This window comes from Leadbettera azotonutricia ZAS-9 (genome assembly GCF_000214355.1).
GTDB lineage: Bacteria > Spirochaetota > Spirochaetia > Treponematales > Breznakiellaceae > Leadbettera > Leadbettera azotonutricia.
In genome coordinates this window covers 212,920-230,611 of record NC_015577.1, presented here as the reverse complement: position 1 = coordinate 230,611, position 17,692 = coordinate 212,920, and the positions used below count along the sequence as shown (strand labels likewise).

Annotated in this window: 15 protein-coding genes; 7 read left to right on the top strand and 8 right to left on the bottom strand. The window is 51.6% G+C overall.

Annotated features, from left to right (window positions below):
- Window positions 1-11: 11 nt before the first annotated feature.
- Genes TREAZ_RS00965 through rpmH form a run of 8 tightly spaced genes read right to left on the bottom strand, consistent with a single transcriptional unit; the run spans window position 12 to window position 6,984 of the window.
- Window positions 12-650 carry a Uma2 family endonuclease gene (locus TREAZ_RS00965; protein ID WP_245535072.1) on the bottom strand — a complete coding sequence of 213 codons (639 nt, stop codon included), beginning with the start codon at window positions 648-650 and terminating at the stop codon, window positions 12-14.
- A gap of 47 nt (window positions 651-697) precedes the next feature.
- Window positions 698-2,698, bottom strand: a complete 2,001-nt coding sequence (locus TREAZ_RS00960) for an ATP-binding protein (protein WP_015709912.1) — start codon at window positions 2,696-2,698, stop codon at window positions 698-700.
- A 36-nt stretch (window positions 2,699-2,734) separates the two neighbouring features.
- On the bottom strand, window positions 2,735-3,520 hold the full coding sequence (locus tag TREAZ_RS00955; protein WP_015709911.1) for a DUF6675 family protein: 786 nt from the start codon (window positions 3,518-3,520) through the stop codon (window positions 2,735-2,737).
- 43 nt (window positions 3,521-3,563) lie between these two features.
- Complete coding sequence (gene jag, locus TREAZ_RS00950; protein WP_015709910.1) at window positions 3,564-4,331, bottom strand: RNA-binding cell elongation regulator Jag/EloR; 768 nt, start codon at window positions 4,329-4,331, stop codon at window positions 3,564-3,566.
- A 22-nt stretch (window positions 4,332-4,353) separates the two neighbouring features.
- Window positions 4,354-6,201 carry a membrane protein insertase YidC gene (gene yidC / locus TREAZ_RS00945; protein ID WP_015709909.1) on the bottom strand — a complete coding sequence of 616 codons (1,848 nt, stop codon included), beginning with the start codon at window positions 6,199-6,201 and terminating at the stop codon, window positions 4,354-4,356.
- 12 nt (window positions 6,202-6,213) lie between these two features.
- Window positions 6,214-6,432 carry a membrane protein insertion efficiency factor YidD gene (yidD, locus tag TREAZ_RS00940; RefSeq protein WP_015709908.1) on the bottom strand — a complete coding sequence of 73 codons (219 nt, stop codon included), beginning with the start codon at window positions 6,430-6,432 and terminating at the stop codon, window positions 6,214-6,216.
- Window positions 6,432-6,809, bottom strand: coding sequence for a ribonuclease P protein component (gene rnpA / locus TREAZ_RS00935; protein WP_015709907.1), 378 nt, complete (start codon window positions 6,807-6,809; stop codon window positions 6,432-6,434). The genes yidD and rnpA overlap by 1 nt, the downstream gene beginning before the upstream one ends.
- 19 nt (window positions 6,810-6,828) lie before the next feature.
- Window positions 6,829-6,984: a 50S ribosomal protein L34 gene (rpmH, locus tag TREAZ_RS00930; RefSeq protein ID WP_015709906.1), complete on the bottom strand. Its 156-nt coding sequence runs from the start codon at window positions 6,982-6,984 to the stop codon at window positions 6,829-6,831.
- 135 nt (window positions 6,985-7,119) lie between these two features.
- Between rpmH and TREAZ_RS00925 the strand changes: the two genes are divergently transcribed.
- The 7 genes from TREAZ_RS00925 (at window position 7,120) to TREAZ_RS00890 (ending at window position 17,656) form a co-directional block, all read left to right on the top strand.
- Window positions 7,120-8,979, top strand: coding sequence for a hypothetical protein (locus tag TREAZ_RS00925; RefSeq protein WP_015709905.1), 1,860 nt, complete (start codon window positions 7,120-7,122; stop codon window positions 8,977-8,979).
- A 21-nt stretch (window positions 8,980-9,000) separates the two neighbouring features.
- Window positions 9,001-9,708, top strand: a complete 708-nt coding sequence (locus tag TREAZ_RS00920; protein WP_015709904.1) for a GNAT family protein — start codon at window positions 9,001-9,003, stop codon at window positions 9,706-9,708.
- Between the two features lie 202 nt (window positions 9,709-9,910).
- Window positions 9,911-10,606, top strand: a complete 696-nt coding sequence (locus tag TREAZ_RS00915; RefSeq protein ID WP_015709903.1) for a Fic family protein — start codon at window positions 9,911-9,913, stop codon at window positions 10,604-10,606.
- 218 nt (window positions 10,607-10,824) lie between these two features.
- Entirely contained in the window at window positions 10,825-12,981 is a 2,157-nt protein-coding gene (gene glgX, locus TREAZ_RS00905) for a glycogen debranching protein GlgX (protein ID WP_015709901.1), read from the top strand.
- Window positions 12,982-12,990: 9 nt separating this feature from the next.
- Window positions 12,991-13,593, top strand: coding sequence for a 5' nucleotidase, NT5C type (locus tag TREAZ_RS00900; protein ID WP_015709900.1), 603 nt, complete (start codon window positions 12,991-12,993; stop codon window positions 13,591-13,593).
- Between the two features lie 26 nt (window positions 13,594-13,619).
- Window positions 13,620-15,137: a B12-binding domain-containing radical SAM protein gene (locus TREAZ_RS00895; RefSeq protein ID WP_015709899.1), complete on the top strand. Its 1,518-nt coding sequence runs from the start codon at window positions 13,620-13,622 to the stop codon at window positions 15,135-15,137.
- A gap of 107 nt (window positions 15,138-15,244) precedes the next feature.
- Window positions 15,245-17,656, top strand: a complete 2,412-nt coding sequence (locus tag TREAZ_RS00890; protein WP_015709898.1) for a hybrid sensor histidine kinase/response regulator — start codon at window positions 15,245-15,247, stop codon at window positions 17,654-17,656.
- Window positions 17,657-17,692: the final 36 nt, after the last annotated feature.

The following is a 17,692-nucleotide window of genomic DNA, read 5'->3' as shown; positions in this document are numbered from 1 at the left end:
CAAAAGCCTGTTCAGAGCGGGAAAATCGTCTTGAGATCGATCACGAGACCCGGAAGTACCGAGACCGGCGCTATATCGCGGGAAAAATTTTCAATGTCGGCATCTTTCGGGTAGGGGATTCCGCTATCCTTGAGGCCGTAGTAGGAAACCGCATAGCGCCCCTGCTCCAGGAGATGAACGGTGAGCAGCTTCTTTTCCGGGTCTATAACCCAGTATTCCCGAACCCCCGCATTGAGGTACCGGTCGTATTTGTAAAGGATGTCATAGCTGGTGTTTGCGGGGGAAAGGATTTCGATGACCATGTCCGGCGCGCCCGCACAGCCCCGCTTGTCTATCTTGGAACTGTCACAGACAACAGACAAATCCGGTTGTACCACGATATTGTCGCTCAGATCCTCCCTGGGGAAGAGCCTGACATCGAAAGGCGCCGCATAGACCTTGCAGGGCTTTTCTAAGAGGAAGGTACTTAATATTCGGGACAGGTTCATGGAGATTTCCTGGTGCGCCGGAGAAGGGGCTGCCAGCATACGCAGTTCCCCCCCATGCAACTCAGCCCTGATGGATTCAGGCCATTCTGCCAGATCCGCATAGGTATAGCGCGTCTTTTTGGGAAAATGTTCAGGGTAATCCATTTGAAATGCTTCGGACATTTTATCCTCCAGCTTAAGTATAGCCATGGAAGGCCGAAGGTGCAATATCATGTACTATTTAGCAAATAGGTTCTCAGTATCCCCAGCACTTCCTCAAAATCAAGCGGTTTTCCTACATGACCGTTCATCCCTGCGGCAAGGCACTTCTCAATATCTTCCCGAAAGACATTGGCGGTCATTGCAATTATTGGGACCGGTTTTACAGGTTTCAATAATTGTTCAGGGTTTTGTGCGGCAAATTCCGCCGCACGCTCTTTTTCAAAGGCACGTATAGTACGGGCGGCCTCGTAGCCGTCCATTTCGGGCATCTGGATATCCATAAAAACAATGTCATATTTTTCCGGATTATCCGAGAAGATGCGCAGCGCTTCCGCGCCATTTTCGGCGCAGTCTATCATAATGGATGTCGGTTCCAACAGGGTGATCACGATCTCCCGGTTTATTTCTATGTCTTCCGCCAGAAGGATGCGGTATCCGGTAAAATTATCCGGGAGGGGACTTTCGCTCCGTGCCCGCAGCTCAGCTGAATGTTCCGCAGCGGCAGGCGATAAGCCGGCAGTAGTGTCCGAACCCTGGTTGAGGATGCGTTCCTGATTATCCGGCATGGCTTCCATCTGCACCGTAAAGATAAAGGCCGCTCCCTTGCCCGGTTCCGACTCTACCCGGATGGAACCGCCCATCATTTCCACGATTTGTTTGGAGATCGCCAGCCCCAAACCAGTGCCGCCGAACTTACGGGAGGTACCGGACTCGGCCTGTTCAAAGGACGAAAAGAGCCGGCCTTGCCGTTCCGCGCTGATTCCAATACCCGAATCCGTAACGCTTATCTGCAAGGTAAAAATGCCATGCACTCCGTCAGGACTTCGCGCTTCGCGTCCAGCGGAGGACACCAGCCGGGCATCCAGCTTGATGGTTCCCGATTCGGGGGTAAACTTTACCGCATTGGAAAGCAGGTTGGCGATCACCTGGGCAAGGCGCAGATCATCCCCGTGGAAGAAACGAGGAATGTTTTTATCAAGGCAGACCGTAAGGATCTGTTTTTTTTCTTCGACCCGAAAGCTGATCACATTGACAACTTTCTGTATCACTTTTTCAAAGTCGAAGTCGTCCAGGGAAAGCTCAAACTTATTCGCCTCGATTTTTGACATATCCAGAATGTCGTTGATGACCCCCAACAAATGGGTGGATGCTTCGCTGATTTTTTTCAGGCAGTATTCTTTTTTAGACTGGTCAGCTGAAGATTGGGCAATGGAGGTCATCCCGATAATGGCGTTCATGGGGGTACGCATCTCGTGGCTCATGTTGGCAAGAAAATTGCCTTTTGCCAGGCTTGCCTTCTCCGCCTGCGCCCGGGCCGCCTCCACTTCAGCTTCCTTCTTACGGAAAGCCGAAAAACTGGCAAATCCTGCGGCAATAAGAAAAGCCATTGAAACCAGGAGCAAAACAGAGAGGGCAAAGCTTTGGTTCCGGGTCTTTAATAACCGGGCATCGGGAATATCCACCCCTGCAATACCGATCACGGTTCCGTCCCGCCCGAATATGGGGGAAAAAGCAGACAGAAGCCCCCCATAACCCACGGAATAATCCCCCAAGTCCGTAGTGACCGTAACTCCATCAAGGTACGCCTGTTCGACCAGGGGCTCCATTTCAAGGGGCGGCGTCTCCAGGTTATAGGCATCCTCCGTCTCGTCATTGTCCACAATCGCCTGTGTCAAATAATCATCGGTCACCCGGTAATAGTAGACAAAAAGCACATCGGCTTCTTTGGCGAAGCGGAAAAGCCGATGCCGGATTTCAGCAAAAAGGGGTTTTTCCATATCCTCGGGAACAACCAGTTCCGCCAGCTCATCTTCGCTTATTAAATGGGAAGCCTCGCGGCCGGCGGCCTTGAGCCGTTCCTCAATATTGTCCCGCAGGTAGGATGAAAGGGATGTTATCAGAACGCTGGTAAAAACGGCGATAACCAAAACCAGAAAGGCCGCCGCAGAAAAGAAAATTACCGGGGTGTTTTCGTAGAATAGCCTTTTCATCTTCTTTGCCTGACGCATGCATCCTCCAACAATGTACCTTGACGAATCTTTTTTTTATTGCGCAAACACCTTATCCGCCTGCCCTGAAAACCAGGTAAGTATAGCTTCAGCGCGGTTGGAGAAGGAATTGCCGATACGGTCGCGTATACCCGGTAAAGCTGCTGCCTTGGCCATGGAAGCGGCGTAGACCAGGAGATAACCCCCTGCGTCTATGACAGCCACGGCCGAGCGCAGCTTGTTTTTGCCTACTGCAGGGATAATGCCCGCAGTCATGCTAGTGAGGTTCTGCTGAATAAAGACGATGGCGCCGGGGATAACATGGTAGTTGTACTGGTAAATATTTTCCCCAAAGGTAAGATCCTTCTGCCTGGCATAAATGGTAAGCTCGGCAGGGGGAACGGTATAGAGCGGATCGCCCTGGGGCTTTTTGCCGGAAGGGCTGTCTATGACAGTTGATGTTTCATAAAAAGTACGCATGGACCCCCTGGTGGCGGAGTAATACTGCAGCCCCGCCAGGGTGCTTAAAGCCAATGCCTGGTTATAAAGGTCGGCCTGTTCAGCCCGGGTCCAATCCCCTGCCCCCGCAGGTTTTTTATACAGATAAAGGGTTTCCACCATCACGCTTGGCCCCAATTCAGTTTGAATGCGGGAAAGGAGCTGCTTAAGCCCCGAATGATTGGGGATAAGATGGGGGGAAAGATCCTTGAACTGAATCTCAGTAGGCCGCTCTCCGGCCAGCAGCACCCTGATTTTGTCAGGGCTTATTAATTCTTCAAGAGGAATGGAAAAAGCAGAAACTGCTGCGGAAAGGGTTAATAAAACCAGAAATAATTTTTTCATGCTTATATATAAACCTTTCTCCGCATCCGAAGTTACCAGCCCATTAATTGCTTCTTAATCCTCTATAATACACCCGCACCTGCTTGTAAAGGCCCTCGCCTTCGCTCTTGGTTTCAACATCGGCAATATCGTTGAGGGTGGTATGAATGAGGCGGCGGTCGAAGGGGTTCATGGGTTCGAGGAGTATGGAGCCCCGGCTTTCGCGGACCCTTTCTGCCACGGTGTAGGCAAGGCGTACCAGGGATTCTTCGCGGCGTATGCGGTAGTTCTCGCTGTCCAGGATAACCCGCATATCCTCGCGGCCTTGGCGGCCAGCGTAGATGTTGGCAAGGAGCTGGAGGGCGTCCAGGTTCTTCCCCTTTTTGCCGATGAGGATGGAGGAATGTTCAGAATCGATTTTGAGGCCGATCTTTTTTTCTTCCCTGAAGAGCACCGACACCTTGCCGGGATAGCCCATGCGCTCGATGAGGCCCTCGGTAAAGGCAACCATCTTTTTTTCAAAATCGTTCTTGGCTTCCGGGTCGCCGAATACTGCCTGGCTGAATTCGCCCGAACCCTCCGCAGGGCGTGAAACACGGGGTTCCCCTGAAGGAGTCTGGGCGCTTTCACCGTCGGAAGGGCCCTGGACAGCCGCAGCCCCTGTGGGGTTTTGATTTGTGTGGACCTGGATTTTTACAAAGCCCTTTTTGAACAGCCCCGAACGCTGGGTCTCCAGAATTTCCACATCAAAATCGTCTTTTTGAAGACCCAATTCCTCTGCCGCCCGGTCAATTGCTTCTTTCTCGGTGCGGCCTTCAAATTCGTATACCATAATTCGCTCCTGGCGATTAAAATTATTTTCGCTTCTTTCTCTTCGGCGGCGCAATAACCGGCTTGGGCTCGGGCGGCGCATTCGCAGCCGCGATAGCCTTCTTCTTTGCAATGAACTTGTTGATGCTCACCTGCTGCACCATAGTCAGCACATTGGACATGATCCAGTAGATAAGCAGTCCCGACGGCACATCGTAAAGTATAAAGAAGAACACGATGGGCATGGCGTAGAGCATGAGTTTCATCTGGGCATTGCCCTGCTGATCCGGTGTCTGCGTTACCTTTCCGTAGAGCAGCTGGGAACCCACATAGATAAAGGGCAGAAGCCTGATGTCGCTCCAGCCCAGGAAGGGAAGCTTGAAGGGCGCAAAATTGTACACCGATTCGGGGAGGGAGAGGTCGGGAATCCACCCGGGAATGAACATGGCGCCCCGGAGGTCAAAGTGGTTATTGAAGAGGTTGTACATGGCGAAGAAAATAGGGATCTGGATAATCATGGGGAGGCAGCCCGAAAGGGGATTGTAACCTTCCTTCTTGTAGAACGCCGCCATTTCCGCGTTCATCTTCTGGGGGTTGTCCTTGTACTTTTCCTGTATCTCCTTGATCTTGGGCGAAAGGGTCTGCATGCGCATGGTCGATTCGGAGCCCTTCTTGGTCAGGGGGAACATGATGAGTTTTACCAGCAAGGTAACAAGGATAATAGCCACACCGTAATTGCGGACTATCCTATGGAAGAACATGAGTATCCACTTGAGCAAAGTCTCAAGGGGGGCAAGGAAGCCGCGGGTATTGGCTACTTCGATAAAGCCGGTGTCCTTGAGCTTCCAATCGTTGTCGGCGGTGTTGTATTTGCCAAGTATTTCCTGATTCTTGGGGCCCAGGTAGAATTGATACCTGTCTTCGACAACCGAAGAACTCGAGGAAGGCCTTGTGATGAGGAACCTTGAGGCAGCAGGGAGGCCCGGCTCAGCCTGGGTAGAGAAGGCTATATCAAACTGGTTTACATAGGGATAGGCAATGAATGTAAAGTACTTGCCCGCAATGGATGCCCAGGAAGGCTGGGTGGAAATGACTGTAGGGCCATTGTCGTTCACTTTTTCGTTTTTGAGCTTGCCCTTATAGGTGATATAGTGGCGGTACTCGTAACGCTGATCCAGTTTTTCAAACTTGGGGCCCATCTGAGGGCCGAAAGACAGGGTATAGGCAGCACCCTGGAAGTCAAAGCCCCGGACTGACTGCCCCCCATTCAGAACTATATCAAGCTGAAAGAGGTACTCATTGGGCTTGAACTCGTAGCGTTTGATCAGGGTAAATTGCCCGCCGTCCGCCAAAGCAAAATCCCGGGAGAATTCTACTATATAGTCTGAAACACGCCGTACCCTGAAAAAAGCGTCGATGGGTTTAACCCGTTTTGCAAGGAGGTCGTCGCGGCTGCCAAAGGCAATATTGAAGGCATGGGCCGCCGCATTTCCCGACAGAACCATATCCACCGGATCTCCATGGTCATTATGCTCCTTAAGCTGATAGGAGCTGATATCCCCTCCGGCATTGGTGAGAACCACTTTGATAAGGTTGGTATCGATGGTAACCGACTGGGCACTGGGCTCGTTAGCAGCCTGGACAGCAGCCGATGCCGGCGCAACCGGGGCCGCAGGCTGGGCGGTTTCCGCAAGGATGGTCCCTGTCTGGGCTTCAGCCCCTGCGGAGGGGCCCGCGCCCAATGCCGGCGTTACCCCCTGGCTTGACTCCGTGGGGATTCCCACAGGAAGATCCGCCGGGGATTTTGGGGGGAACAAGAGGCCCTGAACCAGATAAAACCCTGAAATAACCACTACCGAAAGCACTACAGCCAGTAAGGTTCTTTTTTCCATTAAATTTCCTTTTTATGGTACCGGATCGAAGCCGCCCGCATGGAAGGGATGGCACCGGAGTATGCGTTTCAACGCCAGAAAGAGCCCCCTAAACACGCCGTACTTCTCCACCGCCTCGTAGGCGTAGGCAGAACAGCTGGGGGTATAGCGGCAACAGGCGGGGAAAAGGGGTGAAACAAAGGATCGATAAAAGCGTATCAAAAGGAGGATTATCCTCCGAAAAACTGCCATTATGAATGTTCCTGAATTCTGGGCCCCTCAAAGAGCCCTGCACGGCGGAAAAGCTCGGTAAGCTGCTGCATTCGGGAAGCGAAATCATCCTTCCCTGGGTAAACCAGCAGAACCAGGTCAAAACCTGTCTTTAGCTCCCCCCGAAGATGGCGGTAGGCTTCCCTTCCTTGTCTCCGGGCCCGGTTCCGTTCCACTGCGCAGCCAAATTTACGGGAAAAGGTGAACGCAACCCGGTTATGGTCAAGCCCGTTTTTCAGCGTCAGGAGCTTAGCGCCTGCGCAGGAAACAGCCTTTCTCCGGTTGAATACCTCCCGTATCTCATCCCTTCCCTTTAGCCGTTCCTGCCTGGGGAAGCTATAATCGCCTTTCCCCTTCATATCCGGCCCTCCGGCTAGCCTAATAAGGCTTCTTTTCGTCAGAAGCTGTCAGTTTAATCCGGCCTTTGGCCCTGCGGCGCTTGAGTATCAGCCTTCCGCCCCTTGTTTTCATCCGCGCCCGGAAACCAAACTTCCGGTTGCGCTTAACTTTGCTGGGTTGATAAGTCCTTTTCATGGGATCTTCTCCTGTTTATATAAAGGTTCATGAACGCAAATTAATAGAAGATCAGTATAGGGGATTTGGGGAAAGTGGTCAAGCATACAGGAAATAGTGTGGCGCAATAGGGCAAGCTGTGCTAAAATAGGCTATATGGAGAACAGGACTGATACTTTTACGCTTGAAACCCAGGGCAGTTTTCTCACAGCCCTGCGCCATCCTGGCGATTCTTATGCCATGAACTGGATCGAAGGCTCAAAGCCCTGGGGTACCATCATAAGCCCCGAAGGCATCAGTTCCGCCCAGTCCAGGGAAATCACCCCGGCCGGCGCCGTAAAGGAAAGCTATACTTTTGCCAATACTGCCAAATTCCCCGTTTTTACCGTGCTGGGCGATATTGGGATCTATGCCCCTTTCAATGACAGCTACGATGAAGCCTCCATCTGCCTGAAAAACCGCTGCCATGCCCATATCTGGTGCGGCGGCACTTCAAGCTATGCGATGTGCCTGCGCATGAACGGCCAGGGCCCCCACCTTGGGCTCATCCTTACCAAAGGCAGCCTTGGGGCTTACAGCGTAGAGCGGGATCTTTCCCTCTCCAGCAACGACAGGGGGGATTTCATACTTCACCCTGCGCCCATAAAGCTCGAAAGCGGCGAGACCTATACCCTAAGCTGGGAGCTTTTTTGGCATCAAGGCAAGGATGATTTTTACCGCAAGCTGAGGGAATACCCTTCTTTTATTGAGATAGAGGCGGATCATTTTGTGATTTTTGAAGGCGAAAAGAGCAATCTGGGCATCAAAAAACGGGACAACCAGCCCAAACTGGAGCTTCTGCCCCAAAATGAAGCAGCGGAACAAAGCGAGCGAAGCTTCGGGGAACAGCGCTATACAGCCCGGGGCAGCGGGGTTGAAGCCTGGTGCCGCATCCATAAACTGCCGCCCCTCTGGGATTTGGCCGAAAAGCGCTGTGCTTATATAGTAAAAAACCAGCAGCACTATGGGCTGGGAAGCCCCCTGGACGGCGCCTACCTCATTTATGATAACGAAGAAGGCCATTCCTATTACGGGCACCGCAACGATCATAACGGCGGAAGGGAACGCATAGCCATGGGGGTTCTCATAGCCCGCTACCTCCGGCGCAGGCCCAACGCCGATTTTGAAGCCAGCCTTAAAAAATACGTCGCCTATGCGCTTCGCGAGCTTTTCGATTCCGAAAACGGCACTGTGTTCAATGACATCAACAGGGACGACAGTTGCCAGCGCCTTTACAATTACCCCTGGTTTGCCCGCTTTCTTTTGGAGCTCAACGGACTCTGGAAAGAAAGCGCCTACCTGCGCTATATGTTCAAAGCCCTGAACGACTTTTACGTCAGGGGAGGGCAGCATTTCTATGCCATTGGCATACCCATGGCGGAAAGCCTTGCCAAGCTTGAAGAAGCCGGCCTTTCCGCAGAAGCCGAAAGGCTTAAGGTTTATTTCCTTGCCCACGCCGATGCGATTTTGCAGAACGGCCTTGATTACCCAGCCCACGAAGTCAAATACGAGCAGAGCATAGTTGCGTCCGCGGCGGATATACTCTTCCAGGCTTACCGGATTTCCAAAGAAGCCAAGTACCTGGAAGGAGCCAAAAAGCAGCTGGAAACACTCGCCCTCTTTAACGGGAGGCAGCCCGATTCCCGCCTCTATGAAACAGCCATACGCCATTGGGACGGCTATTGGTTCGGGAAAAGGCAGCTTTACGGCGATACCTTTCCCCATTACTGGAGCGCCCTTACGGGCATGGCCTATGCCCAGCTATACAAAGCCTCGGGCGATACAGAAGCCCTCGATATTGCCGAGCATTCTTTGCGCGGGGTGCTGGGCCTCTTTGCCCCGGACGGCAGCGCTTCTTGCGCCCGCCTCTATCCCCTCAAGGTGAACGGCGCCCCGGCTGATTTTCTTGACCCCTGGGCCAATGATCAGGATTGGGGCCTCTACTACGCCCTCAAATTTTTTGACGGCGATTACTAGGCTTATTGCATAGAGGAAATAATGCCCTATCCCCTTCGCTACACCCAGGCAGGTTATGTGTTTCTCGATCCCGATGATGACTGCCAGGCCGCTGCCCGCGCTCTGCGTGATACCGGGTACAATGAAGAATTCTGCCTGGCCCGCGATTTTGACGTTCCCTTTATTGCGGATCTCATGGCGTCCGGTTTCCTTGTGATGTCCGAATATATTGTAAGCGACACCCCCGGTGAACCCGGCTTTCTCATCCTGCTTCCCAAGCATCACCTGATTCGTTCCTGTCTTTTCTTCCCCGAGTTGCACATCAAAAAAAGCATACGCCCCCTGCTTTCCCGTTATGAACTGCGCTTCGACACCAACTTCGATCTTATTATTGACAAGTGCCTTGCGACCCACGGCGACGGCTGGCTCACCGCCCCCCTTGTGCAGGTGATAAGGGACATGCGAAAGGATGCATCCCTCCCCGCGCGGCCCGTTTCCTTCGGCCTTTACCGGGATGGAAAACTCCGGGCCGGAGAATTCGGGATCATTGCAGGCAAAGTCTACACGAGCTACTCGGGCTATTATGAGGAAGACAACACAGGGACAGTACAAATGGTACTTACCTCGAAGTACCTTGAGAATCATGGCTTTGCCTTTTGGGATCTTGGCATGCCCCTGGATTACAAGCTTACCCTGGGGGCCAGGGAGATTGGCAGGGATGAATTTATGGAGCGGTTTTGGCCAGTTTAAGTGCTGTTTGCCTATTATTCCCCGGTAAAAACGTGATAAATCTCACATTTTACCCATTGGCGTCTTTCCGAAAAGCCGGAAATGAGCTATATTTACGGCAGGGGCTGCCTATGGCGACCACGCAAATAGCAGGTGTCTTTAGGCAATATGAGGGGTTCTCTTTTATGATAAATCTCCTTTCCCTGTTTCGGGAAGAAAAAAAATGCGTCTCAAGGGCGGTTTATATCACGTCACCCAGATAAAACTCTGCTATAACTCAAACCGTATCGAGGGCAGCCGCTTAACCGAAGACCAAACCCGGTATATTTTTGAAACTAACACCATAGATATTCCCGATGGCGAGACCGCCAATGTAGATGATATTGTCGAAACCGTAAATCATTTTGCAGCATTCGATTACCTCCTTACCGTGTCAGACAAACCATTGTCAGAGGAAATTATCAAGGAGTTCCACCGGATTCTAAAAACCGGAACTTCCGACAGCAGAAAAGAATGGTTCAAGGTTGGCGACTATAAAATAAAACCAAATGTCGTAGGCGATACCAAAACAACGGCTCCTGCAAAAGTTCAAGAGACAATAGCAAAACTGCTCATAAGCTATAACGCAAAACCAACAGCCGCTTTTGAAGACATTGTAGATTTTCATCATCAGTTTGAAAGAATACACCCTTTCCAGGATGGTAACGGCAGGGTCGGGCGGCTTATCATCTTTAAAGAGTGTCTTAAAAATGACATCACCCCCTTCATCATCGACGAAGAACACAAACTTTTTTATTACCGCGGCCTCAAAGAGTTTGAACATACACCCGGTTACCTCCTGGATACCTGCCGTTCAGCCCAGGATGTATACGCCGAATTTATTAATTATTTCGAGGGTACTGGCCGTCAATTGCCTTGACTTTTAATCAATGACCTGGCGGGTATAATCATCATTAAAACCGAATCGTGGTTGTGCTTTGCGATCGTTTTTCAGTTGTTGCCATATTTTTTCTCCAAGTGATACATATATCTTATTGATATACATGTCAAGAAATTTCGTCGCCGCCTTGTCCGGCAACAGCAACAGGGTAAACACGTACTTATGGTTATCCTTTCCAAAAAATGATATAATCATCCATGGCTTTTGGAAATTTTGCTGTTGATATTGGGCGGGCCCAGCCTCTGGGGGCCGCCCTTACCGATGAAGGGGTGAATTTCGCGCTCTTTTCACGGCATGCGACGGCAATAACCCTTATACTCTTCGAGACAGACGGGGCGGACAGCCCTTTCGAAGAGGTTAAGCTTGATAAAAACAGGCATAAAACCGGGGATATCTGGCATTGCCATATCCGTTCCCTCAAGGCAGGGGCTCTTTACCTGTACCGCGCGGACGGGCCATACATACCCGAAAAGGGAATGCGCTTCAATTACAACAAGACACTCATCGATCCTTACGCCAAGGCTTTGACGGATCTGTCACACTGGGATTTTGAAGCCTGCCTGGGCTATATACCCGGCGAGGCTTCCACGGATCTTTCCTATTCATACAAGGATGATGCCTATAACCAGCCCCGCTGCGTGGTAGTGGACGACCGCTTTGACTGGCAGGGCGATGTGCCTCTCAACTACCCCCTGCGCTTCAGCGTGCTTTACGAAACCCATGTCCGGGGGCTTACCAAAAACCCCAATTCCGGGGTTGCCCATCCGGGAACTTACAAAGGGGTAACCGAGAAGATCCCCTTCTTTAAGGATCTGGGGATCACAAGCCTTGAGCTTCTCCCCATTCAGGAATTCAACGAGAACGAGCTTTCAAATATTAACCCGAATACGGGGAAAAAAGCGACCAACTATTGGGGCTATTCCACGGTCGCCTTTTTTGCCCCCAAAGGTTCTTACGCTTCGGATGCTGCCCCGGGCGCACAGGTGAGGGAATTCAAGGAGATGGTGAGGGAACTCCACAAAGCGGGGATAGAAGTAATACTGGACATAGTTTTTAACCACACTGCCGAGGGCAGCGAGATGGGGCCGACATTTTCCTTCAGGGGATTGGACAACACCATCTATTATATACTGAACGAAAACAAACGCTTCTACCAAAATTATTCGGGCTGCGGCAATACGGTGAATTGCAATCACCCGGTGGTGCGCAGCTTTATTCTCGACTGTCTCCGCTACTGGGTAATAGAAATGCACGTTGACGGTTTCCGTTTCGACCTGGGCTCTATTCTTGGACGCGACCAGGACGGCCATCTCATGGAGAACCCTCCGGTGCTGGAACGCATTGCGGAAGATCCGGTGCTGAGCAGCACAAAGCTCATTGCCGAAGCCTGGGATGCAGGCGGCGCCTATCAGGTGGGCTGGTTCCCCGGCGGGCGCTGGGCAGAATGGAACGACCGCTTCAGGGACGAACTCCGCCTTTATTGGCGGGGCGATCCTGCCCATACCCGCCACCTTGCCACCCGTCTTTCGGGCTCCAGCGATCTGTATCTGCGGGACGGGCGCAAGCCTTTCCACTCGGTCAACTTTATCACCAGCCATGACGGCTTTACCCTGCGGGATCTTGTTTCCTATAACCAGAAGCACAACGAGGGCAACGGCGAAAACAACCGCGACGGCAACGACAACAACTTGAGCTATAACTACGGTTACGAAGGCATCAGCGATGATCCTGTTCTTGAGGCAAAGAGGCAGCAGTACACTAAAAATTTTATTGCCAGCATGATGATTGCCCTCGGCACGCCCATGATACTCGGGGGCGACGAATTAGGCCGCACCCAGCAGGGCAACAACAATGCCTACTGCCAGGACAATGAAATCTCCTGGCATGATTGGACTCAAAAAGAAAAGAACGCCGGTTACTACCGCTTTATCAAAGAGATAATCGCCTTCCGCCGCCGCCATCACGGTTTTATGCGTCCCGAGTTTTACACCGGCAGGGACGGCAACTACAACGCCATCCCCGACATCACCTGGTTTAACGAAGAAGGGGACCCCCCCGACTGGGATGGCCTTGGCTCCTGTCTTGCCATGAGGCTCGACGGCTCAAGGGCGGAAATCCTTGCGGACCGGGACGATAACGACTTTTTCATCATGTTCAATGCAGGCGAAAATCCTGTGGACTTTGCCATTTGCGACCCCCTGGAGGGCAAACGCTGGTTCCGCGCCGTGGATACTGCCCAGCCTTCCCCTGATGACATTTATACGCCAGGGAATGAAAAGGCCCTGGATAACCCTGACACCTATACTGTCAACGGACGGAGCATGGTGATACTTCTTTCAAGAATTTTATATTAGGGGCATAAAGTGGACGAAAGCAGTTTTATACTTGGCGTTGATCTTGACGGCGTGGTGGGCGATTTTTACGGCGCCATGCGCAGCATTGCTGCGGAATGGCTTTCCAGGCCCCTCGAAGCCCTTACCCCGGATATATCCTACGGCCTTGACGAATGGGGCATTGCCGAATACGGCGGCTACGACAGGCTCCATCGTTTTGCAGTTACACAGCGCAACCTCTTCCTCGACATGAAGCCCATCAAGGACGCCCCTGCTGTTTTGCGCAAGCTTTCCAATAAAGGCATCAGGATCATCACCCACAGGCTTTTTTTAAAATACTCCCACAAGACCAGCGTCATTCAAACTGTTGAATGGCTCGACAACTGGGACATCCCCTACTGGGACATCTGCTTCATGGCCGACAAGGTAGCCGTAGGCGCCCACGTCTACATCGACGACGCCCCTTCCAACATCAGGCTCCTCCGCAGCCAGGGCTGCAGAACCATCGTGTTCAGCAATTCCACCAACCGCGATTTTCCCGGCCCACGGGCCGACACCTGGCAGGACGTAGAACGCCTGGTAATGGAAGCCCGTGAAGAATGGCAGACCGGAACCATGGGGCTTTTTGCTTAAACCGGAACCTCCGGATTAAACCAAACATGCTTAGGCAAGATCGCCCCGATATACTTCTCGCCACCATCAACGCGAAATGGATACACCCTTCCCTTGCCCTCCGCCTCCTCAAGGCCAATCTAGGAGAATTGGAACCCCATTGCCGAATAATTGAATTCGCCCTGCGCCAGCCATTGAAGGAAAAAATCGATCCCCTGCTTGAAGCGAATCCAAGCATTTTGGGCATTTCCGTTTCGATATGGAATCATAAAGCAACGCTGGAATTGCTCAAAGGCTTGTATGAATATTGGCAGACCCGCAATGCGGAAGCATCACCGGGATTCACAAAGCCCCTGATTGTTCTCGGCGGCCCCGAGGTTTCATGGCTGCCCGGGGATGCGGAGATATTCCGCTATGCGGATTATGCAATTCGCGGAGAGGGGGAGACCGCATTCAAAACACTCTGCCTGCGTATTTTTGAGGGGATGGATCCCTCAAATTCATCGATGAAAACGGAAAAATCATCGCGGAAAGCCGCAAATTTACCGGAATTCATCGATTCTTTGCCCGAAGATCTTTCGCTGATTAAAACAGCTTATCATTTGTATAGCAGCGAAGATCTCCGACGCAAACTGGTCTATGTGGAGGCCAGCCGGGGTTGCCCCTTTGGCTGTGAATTTTGCCTGAGTGCGGCAGGGAGCGAAGAAGCCCGCCGCGTAAGGGAATTCCCCCTGGATGAATTTCTTTCAACCATGGATGATCTGGTAAAAGGCGGTGTAAAAATTTTTAAATTTCTCGACCGCACGTTTAACCTTGATATTAAACGCGCTACGGCGATTATGGAATTTTTTCTGGACAAATTGAAAAATCCCCAGGACGATACCCCCCTCTGCGTGCATTTTGAAATGGTTCCCTCCCGCTTCCCTGATGAACTTAAAAATTTGCTCTGCAAATTTCCTGCGGGATCTTTAAGGCTTGAAGTGGGGATACAGACATTAAACCCCGAAACCTCAAAGCTCATAGGCAGGCCCTGGGACGCGGAAAAAGAACTGGAAGTCTTGCGGTTTTTGCGAACCAAGACTAACGCAATTGTCCACGCCGATTTAATCGCCGGCCTCCCCGGCGAGGACCTCGCGTCATTCGGCGAAGGTTTTGACCGGCTGTGGATTGCCCTGACCGGGGGGCAAGCCTGGGAAGAAACTTCGCCATTTAGCAACACTCTTTCCCGTGTGGAAATCCAGCTCGGCATACTCAAGCTCCTTCCGGGCGCGCCCATTGGCCGCCGCACAGGGGCTTACGGTATATGCTACGGTACTGAGCCGCCCTATGAGGTTTTGGAAACCGCTGCCCTTCCCGCCTCCCAACTTGACCGCATAAAAAACTTTGCCCGGTTTTGGGAGATTATCGTAAACCGGAACAGTTTTCCCGATTTAGCGGAAAAGCTTTTCCCTCCGGGAGCGCCAGTGTTTTCCTGTTTTATGGAGCTTTCGGATAAATTGCTAACACAATTTGGCAAAAATTGGGGTATTGACCGGAAGGAATTGCGGCGTGTTTTGGAAGGATGATATTTTGCACTATAGCTGCGATGCCTCGCATGTGCTAAGCTTAACTGCCTGTTGCAGTTTTATGAAGAGGTAATAAGGGTGTGAAAAATAGTTCGCTACAAAACAGGATGCTCTACGCTATACTGATGCCCTGTGTTGCTGCCTTGCTTATCAGCGGTGTGTTGGTTGTTGTCGCACTGGTGAATATCCGCGCCGCTACATCAAACGGCAAGTTTGATATAGGCCGCATAGCGGCGGATAGTATCATGGTTTCCCTGCTGGATCAGGGGATCGTCGATACTTCCAGCCTTGTCAGGGTGAATGCCCGGAGTATCAACGGCGATATGGGAGGCATAACCAAGAGCGTCGCCATGATAAAAAGCTCCATCGAGAAAATATACCGGGAAAAGAAAACCTTCAGGCTTAACCCTGTCCCCAATTACAGGGATGTTCCGAAGGGACAGCTTAGGCTCCATTGGTTTTTTGATTCCACCATGCTAGAAGATCCCCGGTTTGACCGGAGCGATTTAGAGCGTACGGGTTTGTTGGAAGAAACTTATCTGCTTAGCAATATTGAATGGCTGTTTTCCCTCATTATGGAAGAAAATCCCGATATCTACACCATGTTCATCACTACAGCCTCAGGGCAAAATATTCAATATGACAAAGATGGCGCGTACAAGGCCGCCATACCTATCGAATATATGCCGGTCATGCGGGAACGGCCCTGGTACACCGCTGTCCGGGACGGGAGCCCTGTTTTTATCTCCGACACCGAACGGGATTCGGCAGGGCGCGGGCTTGCTATCTCCATTTCAACCCCTTTTTATGGGGAAGACGGCGTCTTTAAGGGTGCCGCCGGGTTTGATATCAAAATTGAGAATTTGGATAAAAATATACAGTCTACCGTGATAGGCGAAAACGGCTATGCGGTTTTGCTGAAAAGTACGGCAAGCAATACAAAGATCATTTCAGCCCCCGGCCTGAATGACATGGAAGAATATGGCATTTCTGATTTTTTTGGAAAAGACGCAGAAAGCCTTATTGCGGGGATGCGGGCGGAAAAGTTCGGCGCTGCACGCGCCCTCATAAGCCGCAATGGAGAGTCAATTGATTCATACATCATGTGGGCGCCCATTGAGCTGACAGGCTGGACCCTTGTCTATATTCTCCGTGTGCAGGATATTGCAGGGCTTGCGAACAATACCAGCGGAGAGGTCTTGCGGCTGGCAAAATCCATCGCGGACAACGTCGATTCAACTATCCGGATTATCACCGTGATTTGGGCCGCCCTGCTATTGCTTGTCATCTTTGTCTCAATATTTGTATCCCGGTTCCTTTCCAGAAAAATCGCCGAGCCCATCAGCGAAGCATTTGTAGCGACACAGCAGGCGAATATTGCCAAGAGCCAATTCCTTTCCAATATGAGCCATGAAATCAGGACGCCCATAGGTGCCATCATCGGCATGACATCCATCGCGAAATCTTCCCAGGATTCGGCGCGGAAGGACGACTGTCTCAATAAAATCGAGGGCGCTTCCCGGCATCTTCTCGGAGTGGTCAACGACATACTCGATATGTCAAAAATCGAAGCGGGCAAACTTGAACTGGCCAACGTGGATTTTGATTTTGAAAAAATGATCCGGAATATCCTCAATATCATCAATTTCCGGATTGTCGAAAAAGAACAGGTATTGGATGTTCAAATTGACGAGGCCATACCCCACAGTCTGCACGGGGACGACCAGCGTCTTTCCCAGGTTCTGACAAACCTTTTGGGGAACGCCGTCAAATTCACGCCGAAAGGCGGCAGTATCCGCTTAAGCGCATCTTTGCTTGGGGAAGAAAACGGCGCCTGCCGTATACAGATGAGCGTGAAAGACGACGGGATCGGCATCAGCCCCGAACAAAAGGCCCGCCTTTTTCATGCTTTCCAGCAAGCCGAAAGCGACACGTCCCGCAAATACGGCGGTACCGGCCTTGGCCTTGTCATTTCAAAAAACATTGTCGAAATGATGGGCGGTGAAATCGGGGTGGATTCCGAGCCGGGGAATGGTTCCAAATTTTATTTCACCCTGCTGCTTAGGCGTGGGCTTGATGCGTCTCCCAAGAATGATGCGCCTGAGGACGGGGCGCAGACGGACATTGCCGGCGCCTTTAAGGGCTATACGGCGCTTATTGCCGAAGATGTGGATATCAACCGGGAAATCGTGCAGGCCCTTTTGGAGCCGACGCTTTTGACCATAGACTTTGCGGAAAATGGAGAAAAGGCCCTGGAGATGTTCCAAAAAACGCCGGAGAAATACGATATAATACTGATGGATGTGCAAATGCCCGAAATGGACGGATACGAAGCTACCCGCCGTATCCGCGCGCTCCCCATCGCGGCCGCCAAAATACCAATTGTGGCAATGACCGCAAATGTATTCCGCGAAGATATAGAAAGATGCATCAAGGCCGGCATGAATGACCATTTGGGAAAACCCCTGGATTACGACGCCCTCATCGAAAAGCTGCGGCTCTACCTGAGCGGTTCTTAATCAACAACCCTGCGGCAATCCGGGGGAATAAGCATA

Coding starts and splice junctions, on each gene's coding strand:
- TREAZ_RS00965 (WP_245535072.1), bottom strand. CDS start 650: ATGTCCGAAGCATTTCAAATGGATTACCCTGAACATTTTCCCAAAAAG.
- TREAZ_RS00960 (WP_015709912.1), bottom strand. CDS start 2,698: ATGCGTCAGGCAAAGAAGATGAAAAGGCTATTCTACGAAAACACCCCG.
- TREAZ_RS00955 (WP_015709911.1), bottom strand. CDS start 3,520: ATGAAAAAATTATTTCTGGTTTTATTAACCCTTTCCGCAGCAGTTTCT.
- jag (WP_015709910.1), bottom strand. CDS start 4,331: ATGGTATACGAATTTGAAGGCCGCACCGAGAAAGAAGCAATTGACCGG.
- yidC (WP_015709909.1), bottom strand. CDS start 6,201: ATGGAAAAAAGAACCTTACTGGCTGTAGTGCTTTCGGTAGTGGTTATT.
- yidD (WP_015709908.1), bottom strand. CDS start 6,432: ATGGCAGTTTTTCGGAGGATAATCCTCCTTTTGATACGCTTTTATCGA.
- rnpA (WP_015709907.1), bottom strand. CDS start 6,809: ATGAAGGGGAAAGGCGATTATAGCTTCCCCAGGCAGGAACGGCTAAAG.
- rpmH (WP_015709906.1), bottom strand. CDS start 6,984: ATGAAAAGGACTTATCAACCCAGCAAAGTTAAGCGCAACCGGAAGTTT.
- TREAZ_RS00925 (WP_015709905.1), top strand. CDS start 7,120: ATGGAGAACAGGACTGATACTTTTACGCTTGAAACCCAGGGCAGTTTT.
- TREAZ_RS00920 (WP_015709904.1), top strand. CDS start 9,001: ATGCCCTATCCCCTTCGCTACACCCAGGCAGGTTATGTGTTTCTCGAT.
- TREAZ_RS00915 (WP_015709903.1), top strand. CDS start 9,911: ATGCGTCTCAAGGGCGGTTTATATCACGTCACCCAGATAAAACTCTGC.
- glgX (WP_015709901.1), top strand. CDS start 10,825: ATGGCTTTTGGAAATTTTGCTGTTGATATTGGGCGGGCCCAGCCTCTG.
- TREAZ_RS00895 (WP_015709899.1), top strand. CDS start 13,620: ATGCTTAGGCAAGATCGCCCCGATATACTTCTCGCCACCATCAACGCG.
- TREAZ_RS00890 (WP_015709898.1), top strand. CDS start 15,245: ATGCTCTACGCTATACTGATGCCCTGTGTTGCTGCCTTGCTTATCAGC.